A 21,242-nucleotide genomic window follows, 5' to 3' on the forward strand; every position below is an offset into this window, starting at 1 on the left:
CGGGCGTTGCCGGGTCAGCCCACCGGGACCGGCGCGGGCTGCGCGGTCTGCTCGGCCCAGGCGGGCACGTCGAGGATCTCCAGGACGGCCGCGGACCAGGACAGCCCGCTGCCGGTGCCGACCAGCAGCACCCTGTCCCCCCGCGCCACCCGGCCGGCCTCGACCAGGTGCGCCACGCCGGCGAGCTGGTCGGCGGCGCCGAGGTGCCCGACCCGCGACGACCAGTCCGCGAGGGTGCGGTCCGGGTCGAGGGCCAGGGGTTCGAGGTACTGGTCGGTGAGCATCTTGCGGTTGAGGTTCGGCAGCACGACGACGGCCATGTCGGCCAGGTCGCAGCCGGCCCGGGCGAGCGCGGCGTCGACGACGGCGCGCATCCCCGTGGACAGCCGGTGCAGCAGGTTGTCCAGGCCGAAATCGGTGATGAACTGGACCTTCGACAGCCGCACGTCCACCCGCGCGCCGGTCGGGGCCGGCTGGAAGCGGGTGTTGCCGCGGTGCATCTGCTCCAGCTCGGCGTCGGTGCTGGTGTGCACCGACAGGACGCGGGCGAAGCCGCCGCTGGTCGACAGCACCAGGGCCGCGGCGCCGTCGCCGTAGACCGCGCCGTAGTCGGCGGCCCACCGGACGATGCCGGGCTCGCAGAAGCGGTCGGCGGCGGTGATGAGCGCCGCGCCGCCACCGCGGGCCGAGAGGTAGCCGGCGGCGAGGTCGAGCGCGGCCATGCCGCCGTTGGAGGCCTGACCGACGTTGATCGCCGCGGCGCCGGACACGCCGGCACTGCGCTGCACGTAGGAGGCCGGCGACCAGAACGAGTTCTGGCCCTGGTGGTACGTGTTGGCGTACAGCACCAGCACCACGTCGTCCCGCTGGAGCCGGCCGGCCGCGCGGGCCAGTGCCGTCTGCGCCGCGCGCGCCGCCATCTCCGGCGGTGCGTCGTCGGGGCCGGCGACCGGGACGCTGACGATGCCGTTGGTGACGAACTCGTCGGCGCCACCGCCGGCCAGGGCGGTGAGCTCTGCCGGCGGCGGAAGCCACGCCGCCGCGGCGGCTAGGAACAAGGGCTGCTCAGGCATGACACTCCGTCGGGGTAGCGGTTGGGCACGGTGGTTTCCCCGCCGGCCGGACGGGCCGGCCGGCGGTTCGCGGCGTGCGGGCGTCAGTCGGCGCGACGGGCGAAGATGTTGGCGAAGCCGGTGTCGCGCAGCGGGCCGTAGGTGTCCACCACGACGTCGAAGCCGCGCCGGCGCAGGATCTCGGCCAGCAGGCTGTGCTCGGCGGTGCCGCCGTGCGACTCCAGCGCCACCTGGCGGACCTTGGCCCAGTCCTCGTCGGTGATCCCGTCGAGCGCGGCCAGCTCGCTGCGCTCCGCGTCGATCTTCAGCAGGTCGACGCGCTCCAGGCCGCACTCGGCGATCAGGGAGCTCACCGATCGCGTCGCGATCTCGTGCCGCTCGGCGTGCAGCCGGTTCTCCAGCAGGTCGTCGAGCAGGAAGTCGGGCACCGGCTCGGTCTCGCCGCTCTCCTCCGCCGCGTTCTCGATGACCTTGCGCAGCACGGCCCGGTCGATCGCGGTGTCGGCGTGGAACCCGGAGAAGACCGACGAGTTGGGGTAGTAGGTGAACTGCATCGAGCCGTCCTGGGCGGACACGCCGCAGTGGTGCGCGACGCCACCCGGCGTGTGCCGGGCCAGGTTGGTGCGCAGCACGCCGATCAGCGCCGGGGCCGGCTCGACCGCGTGGATCGTGGCGTCCGGGCACCGCTGGGCGACGAACATGCTGAACATGCCGATGTTCGCGCCGATGTCGAGCACGACCGCCCCGGGCGGCAGGGTGATGCCGTGCTGCAGGTAGCAGTTGCGGGCGAAGATCTCGTCGTACAGGTAGTTCGTCTCGTAGGCCCGCTGGTGGGCCACGACCAGGCCGTTGGGCAGGACGAAGTCGTCGGGGCCGGCGACCCCGGCGGGCGGTGCGAGCGTCGCGGTCTCACCACTGGGGGACATCGACGACCTCCAGGACGGCGACCGTCCACATGAAGCCGATGCCGGCGCCGACGGTGACGATCAGGTCGCCCGGCTTGGGCCGGCCGGTCTCGATCAGGTGGTTGAGGCCGATGAGCTGGTCGCCCGCGCCCATGTGGCCGTAGTCCTTGCCCCACTCGTAGGTGGTCTGCTTCGGGTCGAGGCCGAGCTGGCCGTAGAAGCCCCAGTCGGCGACGGTCTGGCCGACGTTGGCGTGCACGAACCACTGGGTGTCCGGCAGCGTCGTGTCAGCGTCGGTCAGCGCGCGGTGCAGCACGCCGCCGAAGTTGCGGCCGATCCGCTCGATGGCCTCCTCGTAGCCGTTCGGGTTCTGCATCAGGTACGCGTGCTTGCGGGCGCGCATGTCGCCGGGCTTGCCGTTGTAGAACGGCGCGTCGTTCCACGCGTCGTCGCCGCGGTAGATCGGCTCCAGGGACGGGTCGCCGACGCTCGCGGTGGAGCGCAGCTTGGCGAAGCCACCCCGGGTCGACAGCACGACCGCGCCGGCGCCGTCACCGTAGATCTGCTGGTCGTCGGTCGTCCAGCGGTCGAAGTACGGCAGCTTGAACGAGTCACCGGTGGTGATGAGCGCGGCCGGGGCGTCCGGACGCGACGTGATCCACGACGCGGCGAGCTCGAGCGCGGCGGGGCCGCCGTTGGAACCCTGCCGGATCTCGATGGCGGCGCCGGTGCCGGCCCCCGCCTCCCGCTGCACGAACGACGCCGGGGTCCAGAAGTCCTGGCCCTGGTGGGCGCAGCAGGCGTGCAGGACCAGCCCGAAGTCCTCCGGCGCGTGCCCGGAGCGCTGCACGGCCTGGCGGCCGGCCGCGGCGGCCATCTCCGCCGGGGCCTCGCCCTCACCGGCGATGCGAACCTCGCGGATGCCGTTGGCCTCGTGCTCCCCCGCGTCGTACAGGCCGGCGGCGACCGCGTCGTCCGCCTTCACCGCCTCCCGCGGCAGGTACGCGCCGAGCCCGGCCACGTACACGTTTTCCCAGCGCATCAGGTGCCTCCACTGCGATCGGTTGAGCTGACCCCGTCACCTTGGTTCGGCTCGCTAAAGCGTGCCTTGCGTCCCGCAAAAATAAGGTCCATAGCGGACACAAGGCCCCTGTATGCGATCAACGTCGATAGTATTCTTGCCCGCAGAGCCTCATTGACACCTGTATAAGAACGATGCAGCGAAAATGAAGAATTCACGGTCGGCGTGATACATACACGGGTGGGATGAAGAATGCACACCACGAATCGCATGCCGGTCCTGCGGCGACTGGTGCACCGCGCGTCATCGGCCACCGGGACCTTCGCCGACACCGCCGGGGCGCAGGAGCACGGTTTCGCGCTGTCGGCCGAGCTGCCCTCGGCACACCCGCTGTACAACGACGGCCCGGGCAAGCGGCACGACCCGCTGTTCCTCGCCGAGGCACTGCGCGAGGCGGTGGTGTTCATCGGGCACGGCTACTTCCGGGTGCCCGCCGACCGGCCGGCCGTCTTCGGCCGTTTCGAGGCCGGGATCACCAGCCTGCCGCCGTGGCGGACCGCCGCAGGCCCCTCACACGCGACCGTCGACCTGCGGGTCCGGGCCGCGGACCCGGGCAGCGGCACGGTGCCCTCGGCGCTGCTGTGCCGGGCCACCATCGCCATCGGCGCGGTGCCCTGCGGCAGCGCCCGGCTGGAGGTCGCGTTCCCGCTGCCGGACGGCGAACCGGCACCCGGCGCGCCGGGACGGGGCCGGTTCCGGCTGCTGTCGCCGCACGCCGTCGGCCGCTCCGACGCGCGCAACGTGCTCGTCGGGCAGTCCGCCCGGGGTGAGGACGACGAACTGCGCCTGGATCTCGCCGGTACCGCCGCGGGAAGCGCCGCACCGTGGCGGGACACGCCGGACGGCGACCTGCTCGAGGCGGGGCGGCAGGCCGCCATCCTCACCGCGGGCCGGCTGCGCGGCTTCGCCTCCGGGCACTGCACCGTGACACTGTGGTCGGGCCGGTTCACCGCCGCCGTCGCCGGCGAGGCCACCGTACGGTGCACCGCCAGGCCGGGCACGGCCACCCGCAACCGCGACGGCCAGCCGGTCGTGCCGGTCGAGCTGTGCTTCACCCAGACCGGCACGCCGCTGGGCACCGCGTCGGTCACCGTCCTGGAAGACGGCTGATCCCGGTGGCGCCCGAGACCACCGCCGCACGCTACCGGTTGCTGGGCCCGGTCCGGCTCGGTGAACGCACCCCGTCCGCGGCGAAGCTGCGGGTGGTGGCGGCGACCCTGCTCATCCGGGCCGGCGACGTGGTCTCCGCGGACTGCCTCATCGAGGAGCTGTGGGGCGAGCACCCGCCGCGCACCGCGACGACCACCCTGCACGTGTACGTCTCGCAGCTGCGCAAGCTGCTGGAGCCGGCGGCCGGCGGGCCGATCGTCACCCGCGCCCCCGGGTACGTGATGCAGGTCGGCCCGGACGAGGTCGACCTGACCCGGTTCGAGACGCTGCGCCGCGACGGCCGCGCCGCGCTGCAGCGGCGCGACCACGCCGAGGCGGCGCGGCTGCTGCGCGCGGCGACAGCGCTGTGGTCCGGCCCGCCGCTCGCCGACATCCCGCACGGCCCGGTGCTCATGTCCGCCGCCGCCCGGCTGCAGGAGCTGCAGCTGGACGCGCTGGAGCACCTGTTCGCGGCCGAGCTGCAGCTGGGCCACCACCGCGAGATCATCGCCGAGCTGCTGCCGCTGGCCGACGAGCACCAGCTGCGGGAGCGGCTGCACGCCCAGCTCATGCTCGCGCTGCACCGCAGCGGCCGGCAGGCCGACGCGCTGCGGGTGTTCGGCCGGGTCCGCCGCCGCCTCGCCGACGAGCTCGGCACCGACCCGGGCGCCGACCTGCGCGAGCTGCATCAGCGGATCCTGCGCTTCGACCCGGGCCTGGACTGGCGCGGCGGCGGTGGCGCCCGCCCGCCCGAGCCGATCGTGTGGCTGCCCCGGCCGGTCGCCGACTTCGTCGGCCGCGACGCCGAGCTGGCCCGGGCCGTGGCGCTGCTCGGTGACGGCGGTCCCCGCACGGCACGGGTGCTGAGCATCGCCGGCAAAGCAGGGGTGGGCAAGACCGCGTTCGTGCTGGCGCTCGCGCACCGGCTCAGCGACCGCTTCCGTGACGGGCGGCTCTTCGTCAGCCTGCGCAGCAGCGAGGGGGCGCCCCTGGACGCGGCCCAGTCGGTGCAGCGGCTGCTGCGGGCGTTCCCGCCGGGCGCCGGGCACGACCTCGGCGGTGACTTCGGCGGCGACTTGGACGGGCTGCTCGTCACGCTGCAACGGGTCATCTCCGGCCGGCGGCTGCTGATCGTCCTGGACGACGTCGTCACCGAGCGCCAGATCCGCGGGATTCTCGCCGCCACCGGCGAGTGCACGGTCCTCATCACAGGGCGGCGCATCCTCACCGCCATCGAGGGCGCGCGGCACGTGGTCCTGCCGGTGCTGGACCAGGCCGCCGCCTACGAGCTGCTGGCCGCGACCGGCGGGGAACGCGTCGCCGCCGACCGGCGCGCCGCCGCCCACATCGCCCGGCAGTGCGGCTACCTGCCGCTGGCACTGCGGGTCGCCGGGGCGAGCCTGGCCATGCGTCCACAGTGGACGGCGGCGACCCTGGCCCGGCGGCTCACCGACGAGCCGGCCCGGCTGAGCCTGCTGACCGTCGGCGACATCGACGTGCGGTCCAACCTGCTCGCCGGCTACCGCGAGGTCAGTCCGGCGGCGCAGCGGGCGATGCGGCTGCTGGGCGTGGCGCCGGCACAGGACTTCGCGGCCTGGACCGCGGCGGCGCTGCTCGGCGCGGCGGCCGACGACGCCGAGCAGGCGATCACCGAGCTGGTGCACGCCCAGCTGCTCGAGCACCGCTCCGTGGTCGGCCGGCCCGGCCGTTTCGGCTTCCACGTCCTGCTGCGCGCGCTGGCGGTGGAGCTGCTCGCTGAGGAGCCCGCGGACGTGCGCGCCGCCGCCGTCGAACGCTGGTGCCGCACCGCGACCGGCCTCGCCCGGCACGCCGACGCGCTGCTCACCCCCGGCCGGGCCCTGGAGCTCCTCGGCGACCCGGCGCCGCTGGCGCCGGACACCGCGGCCGGGGTGGTCGGGGACGAGCCGCTGCGCTGGTTCGACCTGGAGGCGGCCGGGCTGGTCACCGCCGTGCGGCGGGCGCACGCGGCCGGGCTCTGGCCGCTGGTGTGGCGCCTCGCCGACGCGCTCAGCGGCTACTTCCAGATCAGCGCCGGCTGGGACGACTGGGGCGAGGTCATCGGCCTGGCCCTGGACGCGGCCCGCCGGGCCGGCAACGGCACCGCCGAGGCCGTCGCCGAACTGTCCCTGGGCGAGCTCGCCTGGCAACGCCGGCAGGTCCCCGAGGCGACCGCCGCGTTCGAGCGGGCGCACAGCTGGGCGAGGTCGTCCGGCTGCCGGCCGGTCGAGGCGCACAGTCTCATCGGGCTGGCCGACGTCTCGCTGGAGCGCGGGCTCGGCGATCAGGCGCGCCGCCTGTACGCCCAGGGCCTCATCCTGTGCCGGGCCGACGGGGACGTCCGCGGCGCGACCGACGCCCTGCGCGGGCTCGCCCTGGTGGAGCTGCGCCGCGGTGAGCGGGACGCGGCCCTGCACCGCTTCGCCGAGTGCGGCCGGGCCGCCGACCAGCTCGGCGACCCGCGCTGGCGCGAGTTCGCGCACCGGGTCGCCGACCGCATCCGCCGGGAGCCGGGCCGTGGCGGGCTCGCGGCCGCGATCGAGATGCGCCCGGGGGTCTGGATGTTCGGCGCGGCCTGACGCCCGGCAGCCACGCAGACCGCGGGCAGCCCCGCGACGGCCGCGTGGATCGGGGCAGTCCCGACGGCCGCGCGGACCGCGGGCGACGCCAGCCGCCCGCGGTCCGTGTCACGTCAGCCGGTCGCCCGCGGTCCGTGCCGCGTCAGGCGGTCGCCCGCGGTCCGTGCCGCGTCAGCCGGTCGCCCGCGGTCCGTGCCGCGTCAGGCGGTCGCCCGCGGTCCGTGCCGCGTCAGGCCGCGGTCGCTTCCGGCCGGGCCTCCTCCACGCTCGCGGCGGCGGGCTGTTCCGACGTGCCGCGCAGGCCGCGGAAGCCGACCAGCCCGACGGCGAAGCTCAGCACGACCCACACGCCGAGCACCGCGAAGCCTCGGTGCAGCGCCGAGTTCAGCGCCTCGATCGGGTCCACGCCCCGGGCCACCAGGGTGGCGACGCGGTCCTGCACGACCGTGGCGATGACCGCCAGCCCGAACGCGGCGCCGACCTGCGTCGCCGTGTTGAGCACCGCGGAGGTCGCGCCGGCGTCGTCGCCGGTCGCCTGGGACGTGCCCACCACCGGCGTCGGCACGAGGCAGAAGACCAGACCCGCGCCGAGCAGCGTGGTGACCGGCAGCAGCACCGTCCAGTAGTTGGCCTGCAGCGGTGTGTCCAGCAGCAGCACCAGCATCGCGCCGAGCAGGACGGTGCCGATGAGGTACAGGGCGCGGGGCCCGGTCCGGCCGATGAGCTGGAGCAGCACCGGCGCGACGATCATCAGGGCCAGGCTGGTCGGGATGTACGCCAGGCCCGTCTTCAGCGGGCTGTAGCCGAGCACCGTCTGCATGTACAGCGGCAGCAGGAAGAACGACGGCAGCATGATGCCGGCGGTCAGGAACTCGCCGAGACTGCCCGCCACCACGCCGCGCTGGCGGAACAGCCGCAACGGCAGCAGCGGCGCCGCGGTGGAGCGTTCGATGCGCAGGAACACCCCGAGCAGCGCGATCCCGCCCGCGGCCGCGGCCAGCGTCACCGGGTCGGTCCAGCCGTTGGTGGTGACGCTGACGATGGCGTACACCACCAGCAGCATGCCACCGGTCGCGGTGAGCGCGCCGGCGGTGTCCGCGGGTGGGCGGGGGCCGGTCGGGCGGGCACCGCTGACCAGCAGCAGCGCGCCGAGGACCAGCAGGACCCCGACGGGGATGTTGATGTAGAACGCCCAGCGCCAGCCGACGTTGACCACGGCACCGCCGAGCAGCGTGCCGATGGACGCGCCGACGCCGATGACCGTGCCCCAGATGCCGAACGCCTTGTTGCGCTCCTTGCCCTCGGCGAAGGTGGTGACCAGGATCGACAGCGTGGCGGGGGCGATCGCGGCGCCGCCGATGCCCTGCACGGCGCGGGCGGCCAGCAGCGTCGCCTCGCCACCGGCCACGGCCGCGAGCACCGACCCGGCGGTGAACAGGGCCAGGCCGCCGATGAAGACGCGGCGACGGCCCAGGATGTCGGTGAGCCTGCCGCCGAGCAGCAGCAGCCCGCCGAAGAGCAGCACGTAGGAGCTCATCACCCACTGCATACCGGTGGCCGTGAGGCCGAGGTCGGCGCGCAGCTGGGGCAGCATGACGTTGACGACCGTCGCATCGATGACGATCATGAACTGGGCGAACGAGATGACCAGCAGCGCCCACCAGCGCCGCCGGTCCGATGCCGCGGGGGCGGCGGCCGGATCGATCCGGGCCGCGTCGTCGACAATGCTCACGAGTGTCCTCCTCGGGACTGGTGGCCGGGCCGGGCCGCGGGCATCGGGTGCGCCCGCGGCACCGGCCGGCGACCGGCGGGTCAGGCCGCGGCGACCTTCGAGTAGATGCCGCGCAGGCTGCGCTCGGTCAGCAGGCTGCCGATCAGCATGCGCTTGCCGGTCTCCCGCTCGACCGCCGCGACGAGGCGCAGCATGTGCAGTGAGTCCCAGCTGACGACGCCGTCGAGGTCGCCCTCCAGGTCCTGCTTGGCCAGCGGCAGCGCGAGCTCGTCGCGCACGATCCGGATGAAGTCGGTCTCGGTGATCATGCCGGGATCCTTTCGGGGGTGGCGGCCTCGGTGCCGAGGTCGGATTGGAGCGTGAGGTGGCCCGGCACGCCGGGCAGGTCGGTCAGCTCACGACGGAACGACAGGCTGCCGGCGTCGTCGCCGACCGTTTCGAAGCCGAGCGACGGGTAGAAGTCGCGCACCTTCGTGTTCTTCTTGGTCGGGCGGTACGTGGCGTGCACGGTCGCGATGCCGGTGTCCCGCGCGAAGCGCAGCACCTCCGCCAGCGCCGCCTGCTCGATCCCCCGGGCGAAGACCCGGCAGCTGAGCAGGACGTTGTCGATGTGCAGCGCGTCGGCACCGCGGTGGGCGAAGACCGCGCCGACGACCCCGTTGTCGCCGAACCGGTCACCCGAGCGGATCGCGAGCACCAGGTGCGCCGGGTCGTCGACCCGCTGCTGCACGTCGGCCTGGTCGAGCCGCTCGGTGGTCAGGTTGAACTGGTTGGTGCGCAGGGTCAGCTGGGCCACCCGGGCCACCTCGGCGGCGCCGACCCGGGAGACGGTCACCTGCACGCCGAGCTGGTCGAGGTAGTCGGCGAGGGAGCCGCTGCCGTCCAGCAGCTCCTGCCGGGCGCCCTCGGCCCGGTACTGGCTGCCGCGCGCTCGGTCCTCGTCGGTGAGCTCCAGCGCGTCGAACCAGCCGTCCGCGAGCAGCCGCTCCACGTGCAGCGCCGGCTCCTCGTCGACGGCGACCAGGGTCACCTCGGGCAGCGCCTGGGCGACCAGCCCGCGCTCGAACGGGGAGTCGTCGACGAAGACCATGCTGTCCAGGCCGAGGTTGAGCACGCCCGCGATGTCGCGGAGGTTGACGTCCTTGGCGTTCCAGTTGGCGTTGACCCGCGCGAAGTCGCTCTCCCGCAGGACCATGTCAGGGTGCTCGCGCAGCGCGGCGAGCACCGGCTCCTGGTCGTTCTTGCTGCTGATCGCGAGGACCACACCCTGCGAGGCGAGCTGCTTCACGGTCCGCTGGAACCGGCCGAACGCCTCACCGCGGAACGTCGTCGCGACCTCGATGCCGTCCGGGCCGTCGTCGCCGAGGACGCCGCCCCACACCGTGTTGTCCAGGTCCAGGACCAGCACCTTCTTCCCCCGGCCGCGCACGGTGCGCGCCAGGTGCGCGACCTCCCGTGCGTAGCCGGACAGCAGGTCGTCGCCGAGATGTGCCTTGGCGTACACCGCCATCCTCGGCTCGTGCACGGGCACGCCCTCGGCCAGGACCGGGTCGAGGTCCACCACCGAGACCCGGGCGTGCCGCTCGGCCAGGGCGAGCAGCCCGATGTTGAACTGCCGCCAGGCCATCCCGAGCACCGCCCGGGAGCGCAGGTCGACCAGCTGCGCGGTGTGGATGCGCTGCAGCGGCACGGTGTTGAGCACCAGCCGGCCGGCCGCCCGCTCGGTGTAGCCGGTGACCAGCCGCTCCAGCAGGGCCAGTTTCGCGTTGGCGACCGCGGCGACGTCCTGCGCGGTCCAGCCCGGCGCGAGCTCGTCGAAGACGATCTGCGCGTCCAGCACGCACAGCACCAGGTCGGCGCCGCTGGCATACACCTCGCTGCCGGGGTCCTGCAGATCACGGATGTACGCGTCGAAGTCGCTGACGTGCGGGCGCAGCAGCAGCCCGTGCCGGGCGAACTGGGCGGTGAGCGGGGCGACCAGGGTGCCGAGGGTGGCGTGACCGGTGATGGCCACGGTCACCGTGTCGGCGTCGGTCGCGCCGCCGGCGGCGAGGATGTCGCACACGTCGGTCCGCGACAGCACCTGCCCGGCGCGGGTCAGGTCGATCGGGTCGGTCATCTCGGCGAGCAGCGCCGGCACCGTGCGGTACTCCGCGGCGATGCGGCCCTCGTTGTGCAGGGCCCGGAGCCTGGCGAGCGGCGTCTCCTCGAGCACGGCAGTCACAGGGATCGTCCTCCTACAGGGGTTGGCTGGGGTCAGACCGAGACCGGCGCGGGGGTCGGCTCCGGCTCCTTCTTGGGGGCGCGGGCGAGCGCGCTGGGCCACCAGATCGCCCGGCCGATGTCGATGGCGAGGGCCGGGACCAGTGCCGTGCGCACCAGGAACGTGTCGAGCAGGACGCCGAAGGCGACGGTGAACCCGATCTCGACGAACGACACCGCCGGCAGGGTGCCCAGCGCCGCGAACGTGCCGGCCAGCACCAGACCCGCCGAGGTGATCACCCCGCCGGTCGCGGCCAGCCCGGCCACGACGCCCGCGCGGGTGCCGGCGACCGGCGCCTCCTCGTGCACCCGGGTCATCAGGAAGATGTTGTAGTCGATGCCCAGGGCGACCAGGAAGACGAAGACGAACAGCAGGTACAGGGTGTCCTGCCCGCCGAAGCCGAAGACGTGGTCGAACACCAGCGCGCTGACGCCGAGGGCGGCGCCGAAGGACAGCACCACCGTGGCCATCAGCAGCAACGGCGCCAGCAGCGACCGCAGCAGCCCGGCGAGGATGCCGAACACCACCAGCAGCACCAGCGGGATGATCAGCCGGTTGTCCGACCGGGACGCGTCGGCGATGTCGAGGCGGACCGCGGTGTCCCCGCCGACGAGCGCGCCGGCGCCGGGCACCGCGTGCACCGCGGCGCGCAGCCGGCCGATCGCCTCGCGGGCCGCGGCACTGTCCGACGGGTCGCGCAGCACGGCGGTGACCAGCACCCAGCCGTCGGAGGTCACCGGCCCTGCGGCGGCCGCGGCCACCCCGTCGACGCCGGCCGCCGCCGCACGGACCTGCTCCGCCTGCCCGGCGCGGGCCACGACGAGCGCGGGGTCGCCGACGCCGGCGGCGTAGTGCTCCTCGATGACCCGCTGGCCGACGACCGAGTCGGGCCGGTCGACGAACGTGTCCTCGTTGCTGAGCCCGCCGAGGCGCAGGTCGGCCGCGCCGAGCGCGGCGATGGCAAGGAGCACCGCGGACACCAGCCAGACGGTCCGGGCCCGGCCCGAGATCCAGGTGCCGAGCCGGTGCCAGGCACCGCCACCGGTCGGCTCGGGTGCGCCGTGCACCGGTCGGACCGGCCAGAACACCCAGCGGCCGCAGGCGGTGAGCAGGGCCGGCAGCAGGGTCAGCATGGCCACCACGGTGACCGCGACGCCGATCGCGACGACCGGGCCGAGGCCCTTCGTCGAGCGCATCTGCGCGAACATCAGGCACAACATGCCGGCGGCCACGGTGGCGGCGCTGGCGACGACCGCGGACCCGGCCCGCCGCAACGCGACCGCCATCGCCTCGTGCCGGTCCTCGTGCCGGCGCAGTTCCTCGCGGTAGCGGGCGATGAGCAGCAGGGCGTAGTCGGTGCCGACGCCGAACACGATGACGGTGAGCACTGCCGACCCCTGCGCGTCGATGGTCAGCCCGGCGTCACGGGCCAGCAGGTAGATGAGCCCCTGGGAGACCATGAGCCCGACCGAGACGGCGGCCAGCGGCAACAGCCACAGCACCGGGCTGCGGTAGGTCAGCAGGAGCAGCACGATGACGACGAGTGCGGCGACGGCGAGCAGCACCCCGTCGATCCCGCCGTAGGCGGCGGCCTGGTCGGCGGTGTAGCCGGCCTGCCCGGCGATGTGCACGCTCAGCCCGGCGGGGCCGGTGGCGGCGATGCCGCGCAGCTCGTCGGCGGTCGTCTTGACCTGGTCCCACCCGGTCTTCGGCAGCTCCACCGGCACGCGTACCTGCACCGCCGCGCCGTCCGGGGAGGCCTCGGGCGTGCCGACGGTCCCGCGCACGCCCGGCACCGAGGCGAAGGCGCGCGCGTCGGCGTCGACCTTGGCCTTGTCCGCCGCGGTCAGCCCACCGGCGCGCACGTAGACGATCTGCGCCTCGACCGTGTGGTCGGGCTGCAGCCGCTGCAGGATCGTCAGCGCCCGGGTCGACTCGGCGCCGGCGGGCAGCCAGGCCGAGATGTCGTTCTTCTGGACCTCGGCGAGCTTGCTGCCCAGCCCGCCCAGCCCGCCCACGACGACGATCCACACGGCCAGCGTCAGCCATTTGGTCCGCCGCCCGCAGACAGCTCGGACAATCGCGCCCATCACCCCTCCGCTCACCGTGACCGCCGGCGGCAGGCCGGCTGGGGGTGAGTCTCCGGGTGGGCGCTAAAGGGTGCCTTAGGCGGCTTCGGCGGTGCTCTTGAGCAGGTCGACCCACTTCTGCAGGGAGCGCTGCAGGGCCCGGCTCGGGTAGAGCACCCCGACGAGCGGCGCGGCCATGCTCTCCTCGCTGCGCAGCCGCACCGCGCCGCCGGGCAGCTGCTCCAGGGTGTTGCGGTGCACGGCGCGGATGCCGACGCTCACCCCGGTCCAGGTCAGCTCCCGCTCCGGGGCAACGACCGCGAACCTGGACCTGATGCTGGAGCCGCCGTTCTTCCAGTGGAACGCGGCGTCGACGGCGACCGCCGGGTCGAGGGTCACCGACTTGATATCGGTGTTCCAGGACGGCCATGCGGCCACGTCGCTGAGCAACCGCCACACCGCGGCGGGCGAGGCGTCGACGTCGACCTCGGCGGCGGCCACGACCGGCGCCTGGTCGTCGATGCGGCCCTGTTTGGCGTAGTCGTCGTGCAGGACGTGCAGCGGTGGACCGCTGTAGAACAGGTTTCCGACGATCGGCAACGGCATCCGGCCCGCCCTTCGTAGTTGCGCACGAGTCTACCGAGCGAGGTGCGCGGCCATGCGTCCGCTGCGCACCGCGGGCGGAGCGGCGTGCTCGACGGCGACCCCGGCCAGCGCGAACCCGCCGGCGACCGCGTACCGTCCGCGCATCCCGGCGAACGGGGCGTCCGGCACGAGCAGCCGGGCATGGAACGTGCCGGCCGGGTCGAAGGTGACGTCGGCGTCCTCGAAGCCGAGCCAGCGACCGGTCAGCGGGAACCACGCCTTGTAGACGGCTTCCTTCACGCAGAACAGCAGCCGGTCCCAGTGCAGTTCGGGGCGCAAGGCCCGCAGCGCGCCGTGGCGGGCCCGCTCGGTCGGCACCGCGACGAGGCCGAACACGCCGTCGGGCAGCGGGCCGTGCGGCTCGGCGTCCACGCCGATCGCCGCGAACCTGGCGGCGTCGGCCACGGCGGCGCCGCGGAAGCCGTCGCAGTGGGTCATGCTGCCGACCACCCCGGCGGGCCACCGCGGCGCGGAGCGCTCACCCGGCAGGATCGGCGCGGGTGGGTGGCCCAGCCCCCGTAGGGCGGCCCGGGCGCAGTGCCGGACCGTGGTGAACTCCCGGACCCGCTTCGGCACGGCGCCGGCGACGACCTGCTCCTCCTGCGGCAGGAGCGTCGCCTCGGGCGGGTCGCCGAACGACTCGGCGCACACCACGCCCGCCGGCAGGACCAGGTCGAGCAGGTTGGGCCGGTCGTGCTCAGCCACCGGGGCCGCCGACATCGGCGATCACGGCGGCATCGGTGTCGGCGGTGATCGCCGCGGCGAAACCCGGCAGGCCGTCACCCAGCAGGTAGAAGTGGCCGCCGGGGAACATCCGCAGCCGGAAGCGGGCGGTCGTCTCGTCCTGCCACGCGGGCAGTCCGGCGGCCGGGGCGAGCGGGTCGGCGGTGCCGCACAGGGCGGTGATCGGGCAGGACAGCCGGGGCCGGCTCGGCCGCGGCCGGTAGCTGTCCAGCACCCGCAGGTCGTCGCGGACCGGGCCGAGGAACCGCTCCAGCAGCTCGGGCACCTCGGCGAGGGCCGGCGGCAGCCCGCCGAGCGCGACGAGCTGGTCGGTGAGGCGCCGGTCGTCCAGCTCGTACAGCCGGGCGAGGCCACCGGCGGTGGCGCCGGGCGCGACGCGGCCGGAGACGCCGAGCCAGACCGGCGGGTGGCCGAGGTCCTGCAGGGTCAGCGCGACCTCGTAGGCGAGGACCGCACCGTAGCTGTGCCCGAACAGCGCCAGCGGCGTGCCGTCCAGCCACGGCCGCAGGTCGCTCAGCGCGCACAGCAGCACCTCGGCCATCGAGCGCAGGCTCGGCTGGGCGTGCCGCTGGCCGCGGCCCGGCAGGTCCAGCAGGAGCAGGTCCCAGTCCGGCGGCAGGAGCCGGCCGAGCGGGTGGTAGCCGGCCGCGGAGCCCCCCGCGTGCGGGAACCCGACGAGCCGGAGCACCGGCGCGTCGACCGGCCTCGGCCGCAGCACCGCGGGTGTGCGCGGTCGCAACGGCGCGGCGGCGAGCCGCGGCGTATCAACGGTCATCTCGGCCTCCCCTTGGTCGAATTGACCGTAACAGCTTCCGGGATACCCGCCAGGGCACCGCAATCCGGGATTTGGGCGGCCTTTAGCGGACGCGTCGACACTGGGGAAGACCCGGCCGCCGTGCCGGAGCCCTGCGCAGACGCATTGGCGAACATCACAGATGGACGGAGGCACAGCGATGACCGACAACGGTTACGACAGCACCGTCGTCGTGGTCCTCGAAGGGGGCCCGGCAACGCTGCCGCAGACGATGAGCGTGCAGTGGACGAGCGGATTAAGCAAGATCAAGATTCCGCACCGCGGCGGACACGAGCACTTCGAGCTCATCGAGACGGCGGTGCCGCCGCCGGACCAGCCGGTGTTCCGCTGGACCACGCGGACCAAGGTGGCCGAGTGACCACGGCCGCCTGACCGCCGACCCTTGCCCAGCCACAGCATGATGGCGGGCGAGGGTCGGTGTGATGAACGGGATGATAAATACCTGCCGATTTGCGCCACTCATGATCTTTCGTGTCCACCGTCCGGCATCCACCCAATCCACTGTTCGGTCGGCTTTTACCGCCGCAATTGACACCACCCATTCCCCGTTGTAGATCTTAGCTGCCGTCGCGAAATCGATAACGGGAGATGCGTTCTCCTGGCGATTTGTGCACTCGCAGCACCAATTTCCTGAGGGGAACGGGATGGGTGGGCCTGGGATCGGCGACCATGACGGCGTACTGCAGGCCGCCCTCGTCAGCAGCGTCGGCGGTAACGGTAAGGTCGTCCTGCTCGGCGGGGCGGCCGGAGCCGGCAAAACCGAGGCGTTGCAGGGCATTGCGCGGCAGGCCCGCGGCCAGGGCGTCCTGACCCTTGTGGCCGCGGCGGGCGGCGCGGGCCGCGCGACCCCGCTCGGTCTGCTCCGGCGATTACTCACCGGTGGCGAATTACCTGCCGAACACCTTGCCGATGCGCTGCGACTGCTGGAGCCGGGACCCGAACCGGACAACTTCCTCGCCGGCCCCGCACCCGGCGAACTGTCCCCCAGGTCCCGGAAAGGCCTCGCGGACCTGGTGCTGCGGGTGGCCGCCACCACGCCGGCGCTCATCGGCGTCGACGACGTGGACCTCGCCGACGAAGGGTCGCTGCAGTTCCTGCTGTACCTCGTGCGCCGCCTGCACCGCGCCCCGATCCTGGTGGTGCTCACCGAATCCGCCGGACGCCGGGTCCTCGACCCGCGCTTCCGCGCCGAGGTGCAGAGCCTGCCCTACTGCCACCGCCTGCGCCTGCGCCCGCTGACCGCCGACGCCGTCGCGGCGCTGCTCACCGGCCCGGACGGCCAGGCGCCCGCCGCCGAGCTGGTCGCCGACCACCTGCGCATCTGCGGCGGCAGCCCGCAACTGCTCGCCGCCCTGCTGGAGGACAGCCGCAACGACGGCGGCCAGGCCGTCGCCGGCGAGGCGTTCGGCCGCGCCGTGCTCACCTGCCTGCACCGCAGCGCCCCCCGGCTGGTCAAGCTGGTCCGGGCGCTCGCCGTGCTCGACGAGCCGGCCGAACTGGCCGTCCTGGGCGACCTCATCGACACCGACGTGTGGTCGGCCACCCGCACCATGCAGGAGGCCGACGAGACCGGGCTGACCGTCGAGGGCCGGTTCCGTCACCCGCGGACCCGGGCCACCGTCCTGGAGTCGATGCTGCCGGAGGAGCTCGCCGCGCTGCACGAACGCGCCGCGGCCGTCCTGCACGAGGCGGGCGCCCGCGCCGCCGCGACCGCGCGGCAGCTGGTCGCCGCCCGGCGGTTGCTGGAGACGATGCCGCCCGGCGAGCCGTGGCGGCTGCCGGTGCTGCTCACCGCCGCCCGGCAGGCCGCCGACCAGGACGACCCGCGCTTCGCGCTGGAGTGCCTGCTGCTGGCCGACGAGTGGTGCACGACCGACGACGAGCGGGTCGCCATCCAGCTCCAGCAGGTCCGGGCACACTGGCGGGTGGACCCGTCCGGCGGCCGGGCCGGCGTCGCGGCCCTGCTCGCCGCCGACCGGCAGGGCCGGCTCAGCAGCCGGGCCGCGCTGGAGCTGGTGCTGTTCCTGCTCTGGCTCGGCAAGGTCGACGAGGCCATCGAGGTCCTCGGCCGGTTCGTCGGCACCGACACCACCGACGACTCCCCGGACACCGTGATGGCGCTCTACAGCACCGTCGCACAGCTGCACTACCTGTACCCCGAGGTGTCCAAGCCCACCGATGCCGAAGCGGAGCCGCCGCAGTCACGCATCGCGGTGTCCACCCTGCGCCGGGCCTACCAGCAGGCGGTCGGCGTGGTCGAGACGCTGCTGCGCTCCCGGCCGGAGCGGCTCGTCGCCGACGCCGAGCGGATCCTGCGACTGTCCCCTTTGGACGAGACGACGTTCGGACCCGTATGGGTTTCCCTGGAGCTGCTGCTGCTCGCCGAACGCCTCGACCGGGCGAAGTCATGGTCCGACACGCTGCAGCAGAGCGCGCAGGCCCGCCGCACCTCGACCTGGTCCGCGCTGTTCAGCGCGATGCGGGCGACGATCTGCCTGCGCCAGGGAGACCTGGCCGGCGCCGAGCTCGACGGCCGCCGGGCGCTGGCGCTCCTGCCGATCGACGGGTGGGGCGTGATGCTCGGGCTGCCCCTGTCGGCGCTGAGCCTCGCGTACACGCGGCGCGGCGCGCACGAGGAGACCGCCGCCCTGCTGCGCATCCCGGTGCCGGAGGCAATGTTCCGCACCCCGATCGGGCTGCAGTACCTGCGGGCCCGCGGCCATCACCGGCTCGCGCTCGGCCATGCGCAGGACGCCGCCGCCGACTTCGAGCGCTGCCGCGACCTGTGCCAGCGCTGGCGGCGGGACACCCCGACGGCCCTGCCGTGGCGCGGGGACCTGGCCGAGGCGCGACTGGCCCTCGGCGACCGGCACCGGGCCCAGGAGCTGGCTCAGGACCAGCTGAGCCGGCTGGGGCCCGACAACACGCGTACCCGCGGCATCACCACCCGCATTCTCGCCGCCGCCTCCGACCTGACCGAGCGGCCGGCACTGCTGCGCACCGCCATCGATCAGCTGCAGGCCAGCGGTGACCGGCTCGAGCTGGTCCGCGCGTTCGCCGACCTGAGCGAGGCGCTGCACGCGCTCGGCGACGAAACCCAGGCGCGGCTGATGATGCGGATGTTCGACCGGTTCAACGCCGCCGGCGAACCGGCCGGGGAACCGTTCGACGGCAACGGATCCGGGCCGGCGAACGGGTCGCCGACCGACCTGAGCGACGCGGAGATGCGCGTGGCGACGCTGGCGGTGCAGGGCCGCACCAACCGGCAGATCTCCCAGCAGCTCAACGTCACCGTGAGCACCGTGGAGCAGCACCTGACCCGCATCTACCGCAAGCTCGGTGTCCGCGGCCGGGCCGAGCTGCTGGAACTGCCCCCCGACCTGCGCCGCACCGGCTGTTAGTCCGGGTCGTCGAAGACCCCGACGCGCAGCCAGGCCGGCAGCTCACGGCGGCGCACGACGTGCAGTTTGCGGTACACCCGGGTGAGATGCTGCTCCACGGTGCTCACGGTCAGGAACAGTCGCTGCGCTATCTCCCGGTTGGTGTAGCCCTTGACCGCCAGCGCGGCCACCCGCCGCTCGGCATCGGTGAGCTGGGCGGCGTCGGGGTGGTCGGCCTCGGCCGCCGGCTCGGCGGGCAGCGGGCGGCCCTTCGGCGTGTCCGGCAGGGCACCGCACAGCCGGGCCTGCTGCTCGGCGGCGCGTAGCGTGGTGCGCGCCAACTCCACCCGGCCGGTGCGCTGGTACGCGGCGCCGAGGTCGGCGAGCGCGCGGGCCTTCTCCAGCTGGTCACCGGCTGCCTGCAGCAGGTCGACGGCGTGCTTCAGGGCCGGCACCCGGGCCTGCGGGTCGAGCGTCGCGGCGAGGACCCGCAGCGCCGCGCCACGCAGCCGGGTCTGGCCTTCGGTGAGCCCCTCCAGCTGCTGGCGGATCAGGTCCTGGCTCGGGCCGACACGGTCGAGCTTGACGTAGGCCCGGGCCAGTTCCGTGCGCCACGGCATCAGCTCCGGCAGGTCCAGATGCCACGCCGCGGCGGTCTCGCTGCCGGCGTAGAAGTCGTTGAGGGCGGCGTGCACGCGGTCGGTGGCGAAGTGGTGCCGGCCGCGCGCCATCAGGTACCGCAGACCGAACGGCGTGGAGAACATCCCGGCCGGCACGGGCATGCTGAGGAACCCGGCGGCCGCGGTGTGGTCGCCGGCCTCGCTCGCCGCGCAGACCAGCACCGAGATCGGCCAGCCGACGGCGACCCCCCAGCCGTCGACACCGAGCTCGCTCAGCCCGCGCCGGGCGTGGTCGGTGGCGGCCGCCAGGTCACCGCGGCGCAACGCCCGCTCGGCGGCCACGGCCTCGGTGAGTGCCTGCCACACCGGCAGGTCGCTGGCCGGCACCTGCGGCTCCCACGGGTCCTGCCAGCCGTCCGCCGTGAACGACGACGTGTACAGCGCGGCGAACGTCAGCCCGAACGTGTCGCCGTCGGGGGCACAGTCGCGCAGCACGGACCCGGCGGCGGCGAGCAGGTCGGTGACCGCGCCGGCCTGGTCGGCCAGCCGGCGTGCGCCGCCCGGGTACATGAACGCCAGCGCCGTGAGGGTGGGCTTGAGCAGCCGCTGTGCCGAGGGGATGTCGGCGCTGACCGCGACGACCTGCGGCAGGATGTCGAGGGCCTCGTCGAGCTGGCCGTGCCACAGCAGGTACAGCAGCGTGGTGACGGCGGCCCGGCCGGTCAGGCGGCCGGCCCGGATGTCGGCGAGCAGCTCCGGCACGTGCTGCAGCACCTCGCCCGGGTTGGTGCGCCAGCGCAGGTTGGCCTGCGTCGCGGCGATCTCGGCGCGCTGCCGCTCATCCATCTTGAGGCTGGCGGCGGCACGCAGCAGCGAGCGGGCCCGGTCCAGGTCACCGTCGGCGAGGGACCGCTCGGCGGCCTCGCGCAGCACCGGCGGCATCCAGTCGCCGCTGCGCCGGCCGGCCTCGACCAGCTGCTCGGCGACCTCGACGGTCTCGGCGGTCCCGCCGCCGGCATGCAGGTGCCCGACCCGCTGGGACAGCTCGGTCCGCTCCCACTGCGCCATGCTGCCCAATGCGGCGGACCGCCCGATCGGGTGGCGGAAGCGGCCGGCGCCGTCGAGCAGGCCACCGCCGGTGAGCAGCAGCAGCGCCCGCTGGACGACGGCCTCGTCGAGCTCCAGCAGGCGGGCGAGGACGGCCGGCCGGGCCGGTTCGCGCAGCACTGCGGTGGCGCGGGCGACCTGCAGGGTCGTCGGATCGCAGCGGAACAGGCAACTGGTGACGGCCTCGGCGAAGTTGTCACCGATCACCATGTCGTCGGTGCCGGCGCCGACCGCCCGGCGGTCCTCCAGCACCGCGTGCAGCAGCACCAGGTTGCCGCCGGTGACGGCGTGGTGGAAACCGGCGGCGCCGACCGCGCGGGCCCCCTCGCGGCGGCGCAGCAGCTCGGCGACGCCGTCGACAGTGAGCGGCGCGATCTCGAACCGGCTGACGTCCACCTCCGCCGGCCACGGACCGCCGAGCGCCACCGCGCCCGCCGGGATCCCCGCGCCCCCGGCGTGCTGTGCCGCCTCCGGGGAGCTCGCGGCCGCCACCGGCCCGGTGCCCGCGGCGGTGGTGGACTCGACCAGCACGATGAGGACCGCGGCACCGGGCAGCCGCTGGGCGAGGCGGTGCAGGCAGCGCAGCGACGGCTGGTCGGCCTGGTGGGCGTCGTCGACGGCGACCACCAGCGGCAGCGGAGTGGCCAGCTGGAGCAGGCTGTCGCACAAGTCGTCCACGACGGTGCCGCCCGGGTCGGACTGGCGGGACAGGTAGGTGCGCCACGGCGGCTGCTGCCCGTCGGTCAAGGCCGCGCCCCGGGCCACCACGTCCGCCGGCATGCCGGGACGGTCCAGCAGCTGCTCCAGGACGCCCAGTGGCAGGGTGCGCTCGGACTCCGAGGCGCTGGCGGCCAGCACTACGCCACCCCGGTTGCGGACACTGTCGACGAACATGCGCAGCACCTCGGTCTTGCCGGTGCCGACCGGGCCGCCGAGCAGGACGATGCGGCCGCGGCCACTCTCGGCGCAGGCGTCATACACCGCGCGGAGCTCGTCGAAGAGGCTGCTGCGCTCGACCGGATCCCGAGCTGTCAGCGGCATCGTGCTGCTCCCCATGGGCGAC

The 21,242-nt window shown here is 74.2% G+C and carries 15 protein-coding genes; 4 read left to right on the top strand and 11 right to left on the bottom strand.

The features are described from left to right. Positions 1–14 precede the first annotated feature (14 nt). The 3 genes from AB0H83_RS24635 to AB0H83_RS24645 form a co-directional block, all read right to left on the bottom strand. The gene (locus AB0H83_RS24635) at positions 15–1,073 is read right to left on the bottom strand and encodes a ketoacyl-ACP synthase III family protein (protein ID WP_360098225.1); all 1,059 of its coding nucleotides are present in this window, start codon (positions 1,071–1,073) and stop codon (positions 15–17) included. Between the two features lie 83 nt (positions 1,074–1,156). Beyond that, entirely contained in the window at positions 1,157–1,999 is an 843-nt protein-coding gene (locus AB0H83_RS24640) for an FkbM family methyltransferase (RefSeq protein WP_360098227.1), read from the bottom strand. Further along, a complete protein-coding gene (locus tag AB0H83_RS24645) occupies positions 1,983–3,020 on the bottom strand; it encodes a ketoacyl-ACP synthase III family protein (protein WP_360098229.1) in 1,038 nt (345 codons plus the stop codon). The genes AB0H83_RS24640 and AB0H83_RS24645 overlap by 17 nt, the downstream gene beginning before the upstream one ends. A gap of 231 nt (positions 3,021–3,251) precedes the next feature. Between AB0H83_RS24645 and AB0H83_RS24650 the strand changes: the two genes are divergently transcribed. Together AB0H83_RS24650 and AB0H83_RS24655 are read left to right on the top strand one after the other, a co-directional pair. Beyond that, complete coding sequence (locus AB0H83_RS24650; RefSeq protein WP_360098231.1) at positions 3,252–4,169, top strand: AfsA-related hotdog domain-containing protein; 918 nt, start codon at positions 3,252–3,254, stop codon at positions 4,167–4,169. Between the two features lie 5 nt (positions 4,170–4,174). Continuing rightward, positions 4,175–6,805 carry a BTAD domain-containing putative transcriptional regulator gene (locus tag AB0H83_RS24655; RefSeq protein WP_360098233.1) on the top strand — a complete coding sequence of 877 codons (2,631 nt, stop codon included), beginning with the start codon at positions 4,175–4,177 and terminating at the stop codon, positions 6,803–6,805. Positions 6,806–7,034: 229 nt separating this feature from the next. Here AB0H83_RS24655 and AB0H83_RS24660 read toward each other — a convergent pair whose 3' ends face one another. The 7 genes from AB0H83_RS24660 to AB0H83_RS24690 all read right to left on the bottom strand — a co-directional run bounded on the left by AB0H83_RS24660 (position 7,035) and on the right by AB0H83_RS24690 (position 15,033). Then, positions 7,035–8,537 (bottom strand): DHA2 family efflux MFS transporter permease subunit, encoded by a 1,503-nt coding sequence (locus tag AB0H83_RS24660; protein WP_360098235.1) that lies wholly within the window; start codon positions 8,535–8,537, stop codon positions 7,035–7,037. Positions 8,538–8,617: 80 nt separating this feature from the next. Further along, a complete protein-coding gene (locus tag AB0H83_RS24665; RefSeq protein WP_360098237.1) occupies positions 8,618–8,845 on the bottom strand; it encodes an acyl carrier protein in 228 nt (75 codons plus the stop codon). Continuing rightward, the gene (locus tag AB0H83_RS24670; RefSeq protein WP_360098239.1) at positions 8,842–10,761 is read right to left on the bottom strand and encodes an HAD-IIIC family phosphatase; all 1,920 of its coding nucleotides are present in this window, start codon (positions 10,759–10,761) and stop codon (positions 8,842–8,844) included. Before AB0H83_RS24670 ends, AB0H83_RS24665 begins: the two co-directional genes overlap by 4 nt. A gap of 32 nt (positions 10,762–10,793) precedes the next feature. After that, positions 10,794–12,890, bottom strand: a complete 2,097-nt coding sequence (locus tag AB0H83_RS24675; RefSeq protein WP_360098241.1) for an MMPL family transporter — start codon at positions 12,888–12,890, stop codon at positions 10,794–10,796. A gap of 75 nt (positions 12,891–12,965) precedes the next feature. Further along, positions 12,966–13,475 (bottom strand): SRPBCC family protein, encoded by a 510-nt coding sequence (locus AB0H83_RS24680; protein ID WP_360098243.1) that lies wholly within the window; start codon positions 13,473–13,475, stop codon positions 12,966–12,968. Between the two features lie 30 nt (positions 13,476–13,505). Next, on the bottom strand, positions 13,506–14,219 hold the full coding sequence (locus tag AB0H83_RS24685) for a 4'-phosphopantetheinyl transferase superfamily protein (RefSeq protein WP_360098245.1): 714 nt from the start codon (positions 14,217–14,219) through the stop codon (positions 13,506–13,508). After that, positions 14,212–15,033, bottom strand: a complete 822-nt coding sequence (locus tag AB0H83_RS24690) for an alpha/beta fold hydrolase (protein ID WP_360098247.1) — start codon at positions 15,031–15,033, stop codon at positions 14,212–14,214. The genes AB0H83_RS24685 and AB0H83_RS24690 overlap by 8 nt, the downstream gene beginning before the upstream one ends. Positions 15,034–15,211: 178 nt before the next feature. Between AB0H83_RS24690 and AB0H83_RS24695 the strand changes: the two genes are divergently transcribed. Together AB0H83_RS24695 and AB0H83_RS24700 are read left to right on the top strand one after the other, a co-directional pair. Continuing rightward, positions 15,212–15,430: a DUF5988 family protein gene (locus AB0H83_RS24695; RefSeq protein WP_360098249.1), complete on the top strand. Its 219-nt coding sequence runs from the start codon at positions 15,212–15,214 to the stop codon at positions 15,428–15,430. A gap of 286 nt (positions 15,431–15,716) precedes the next feature. Continuing rightward, a complete protein-coding gene (locus tag AB0H83_RS24700; protein WP_360098251.1) occupies positions 15,717–18,473 on the top strand; it encodes a LuxR C-terminal-related transcriptional regulator in 2,757 nt (918 codons plus the stop codon). Here AB0H83_RS24700 and AB0H83_RS24705 read toward each other — a convergent pair. Next, positions 18,470–21,220, bottom strand: a complete 2,751-nt coding sequence (locus tag AB0H83_RS24705) for an AAA family ATPase (protein WP_360098253.1) — start codon at positions 21,218–21,220, stop codon at positions 18,470–18,472. The two genes, AB0H83_RS24700 and AB0H83_RS24705, sit on opposite strands and share 4 nt — an antisense overlap. Positions 21,221–21,242: the final 22 nt, after the last annotated feature.

The sequence above is a fragment of the Dactylosporangium sp. NPDC050688 genome (genome assembly GCF_040654515.1).
Lineage (GTDB): Bacteria > Actinomycetota > Actinomycetes > Mycobacteriales > Micromonosporaceae > Dactylosporangium.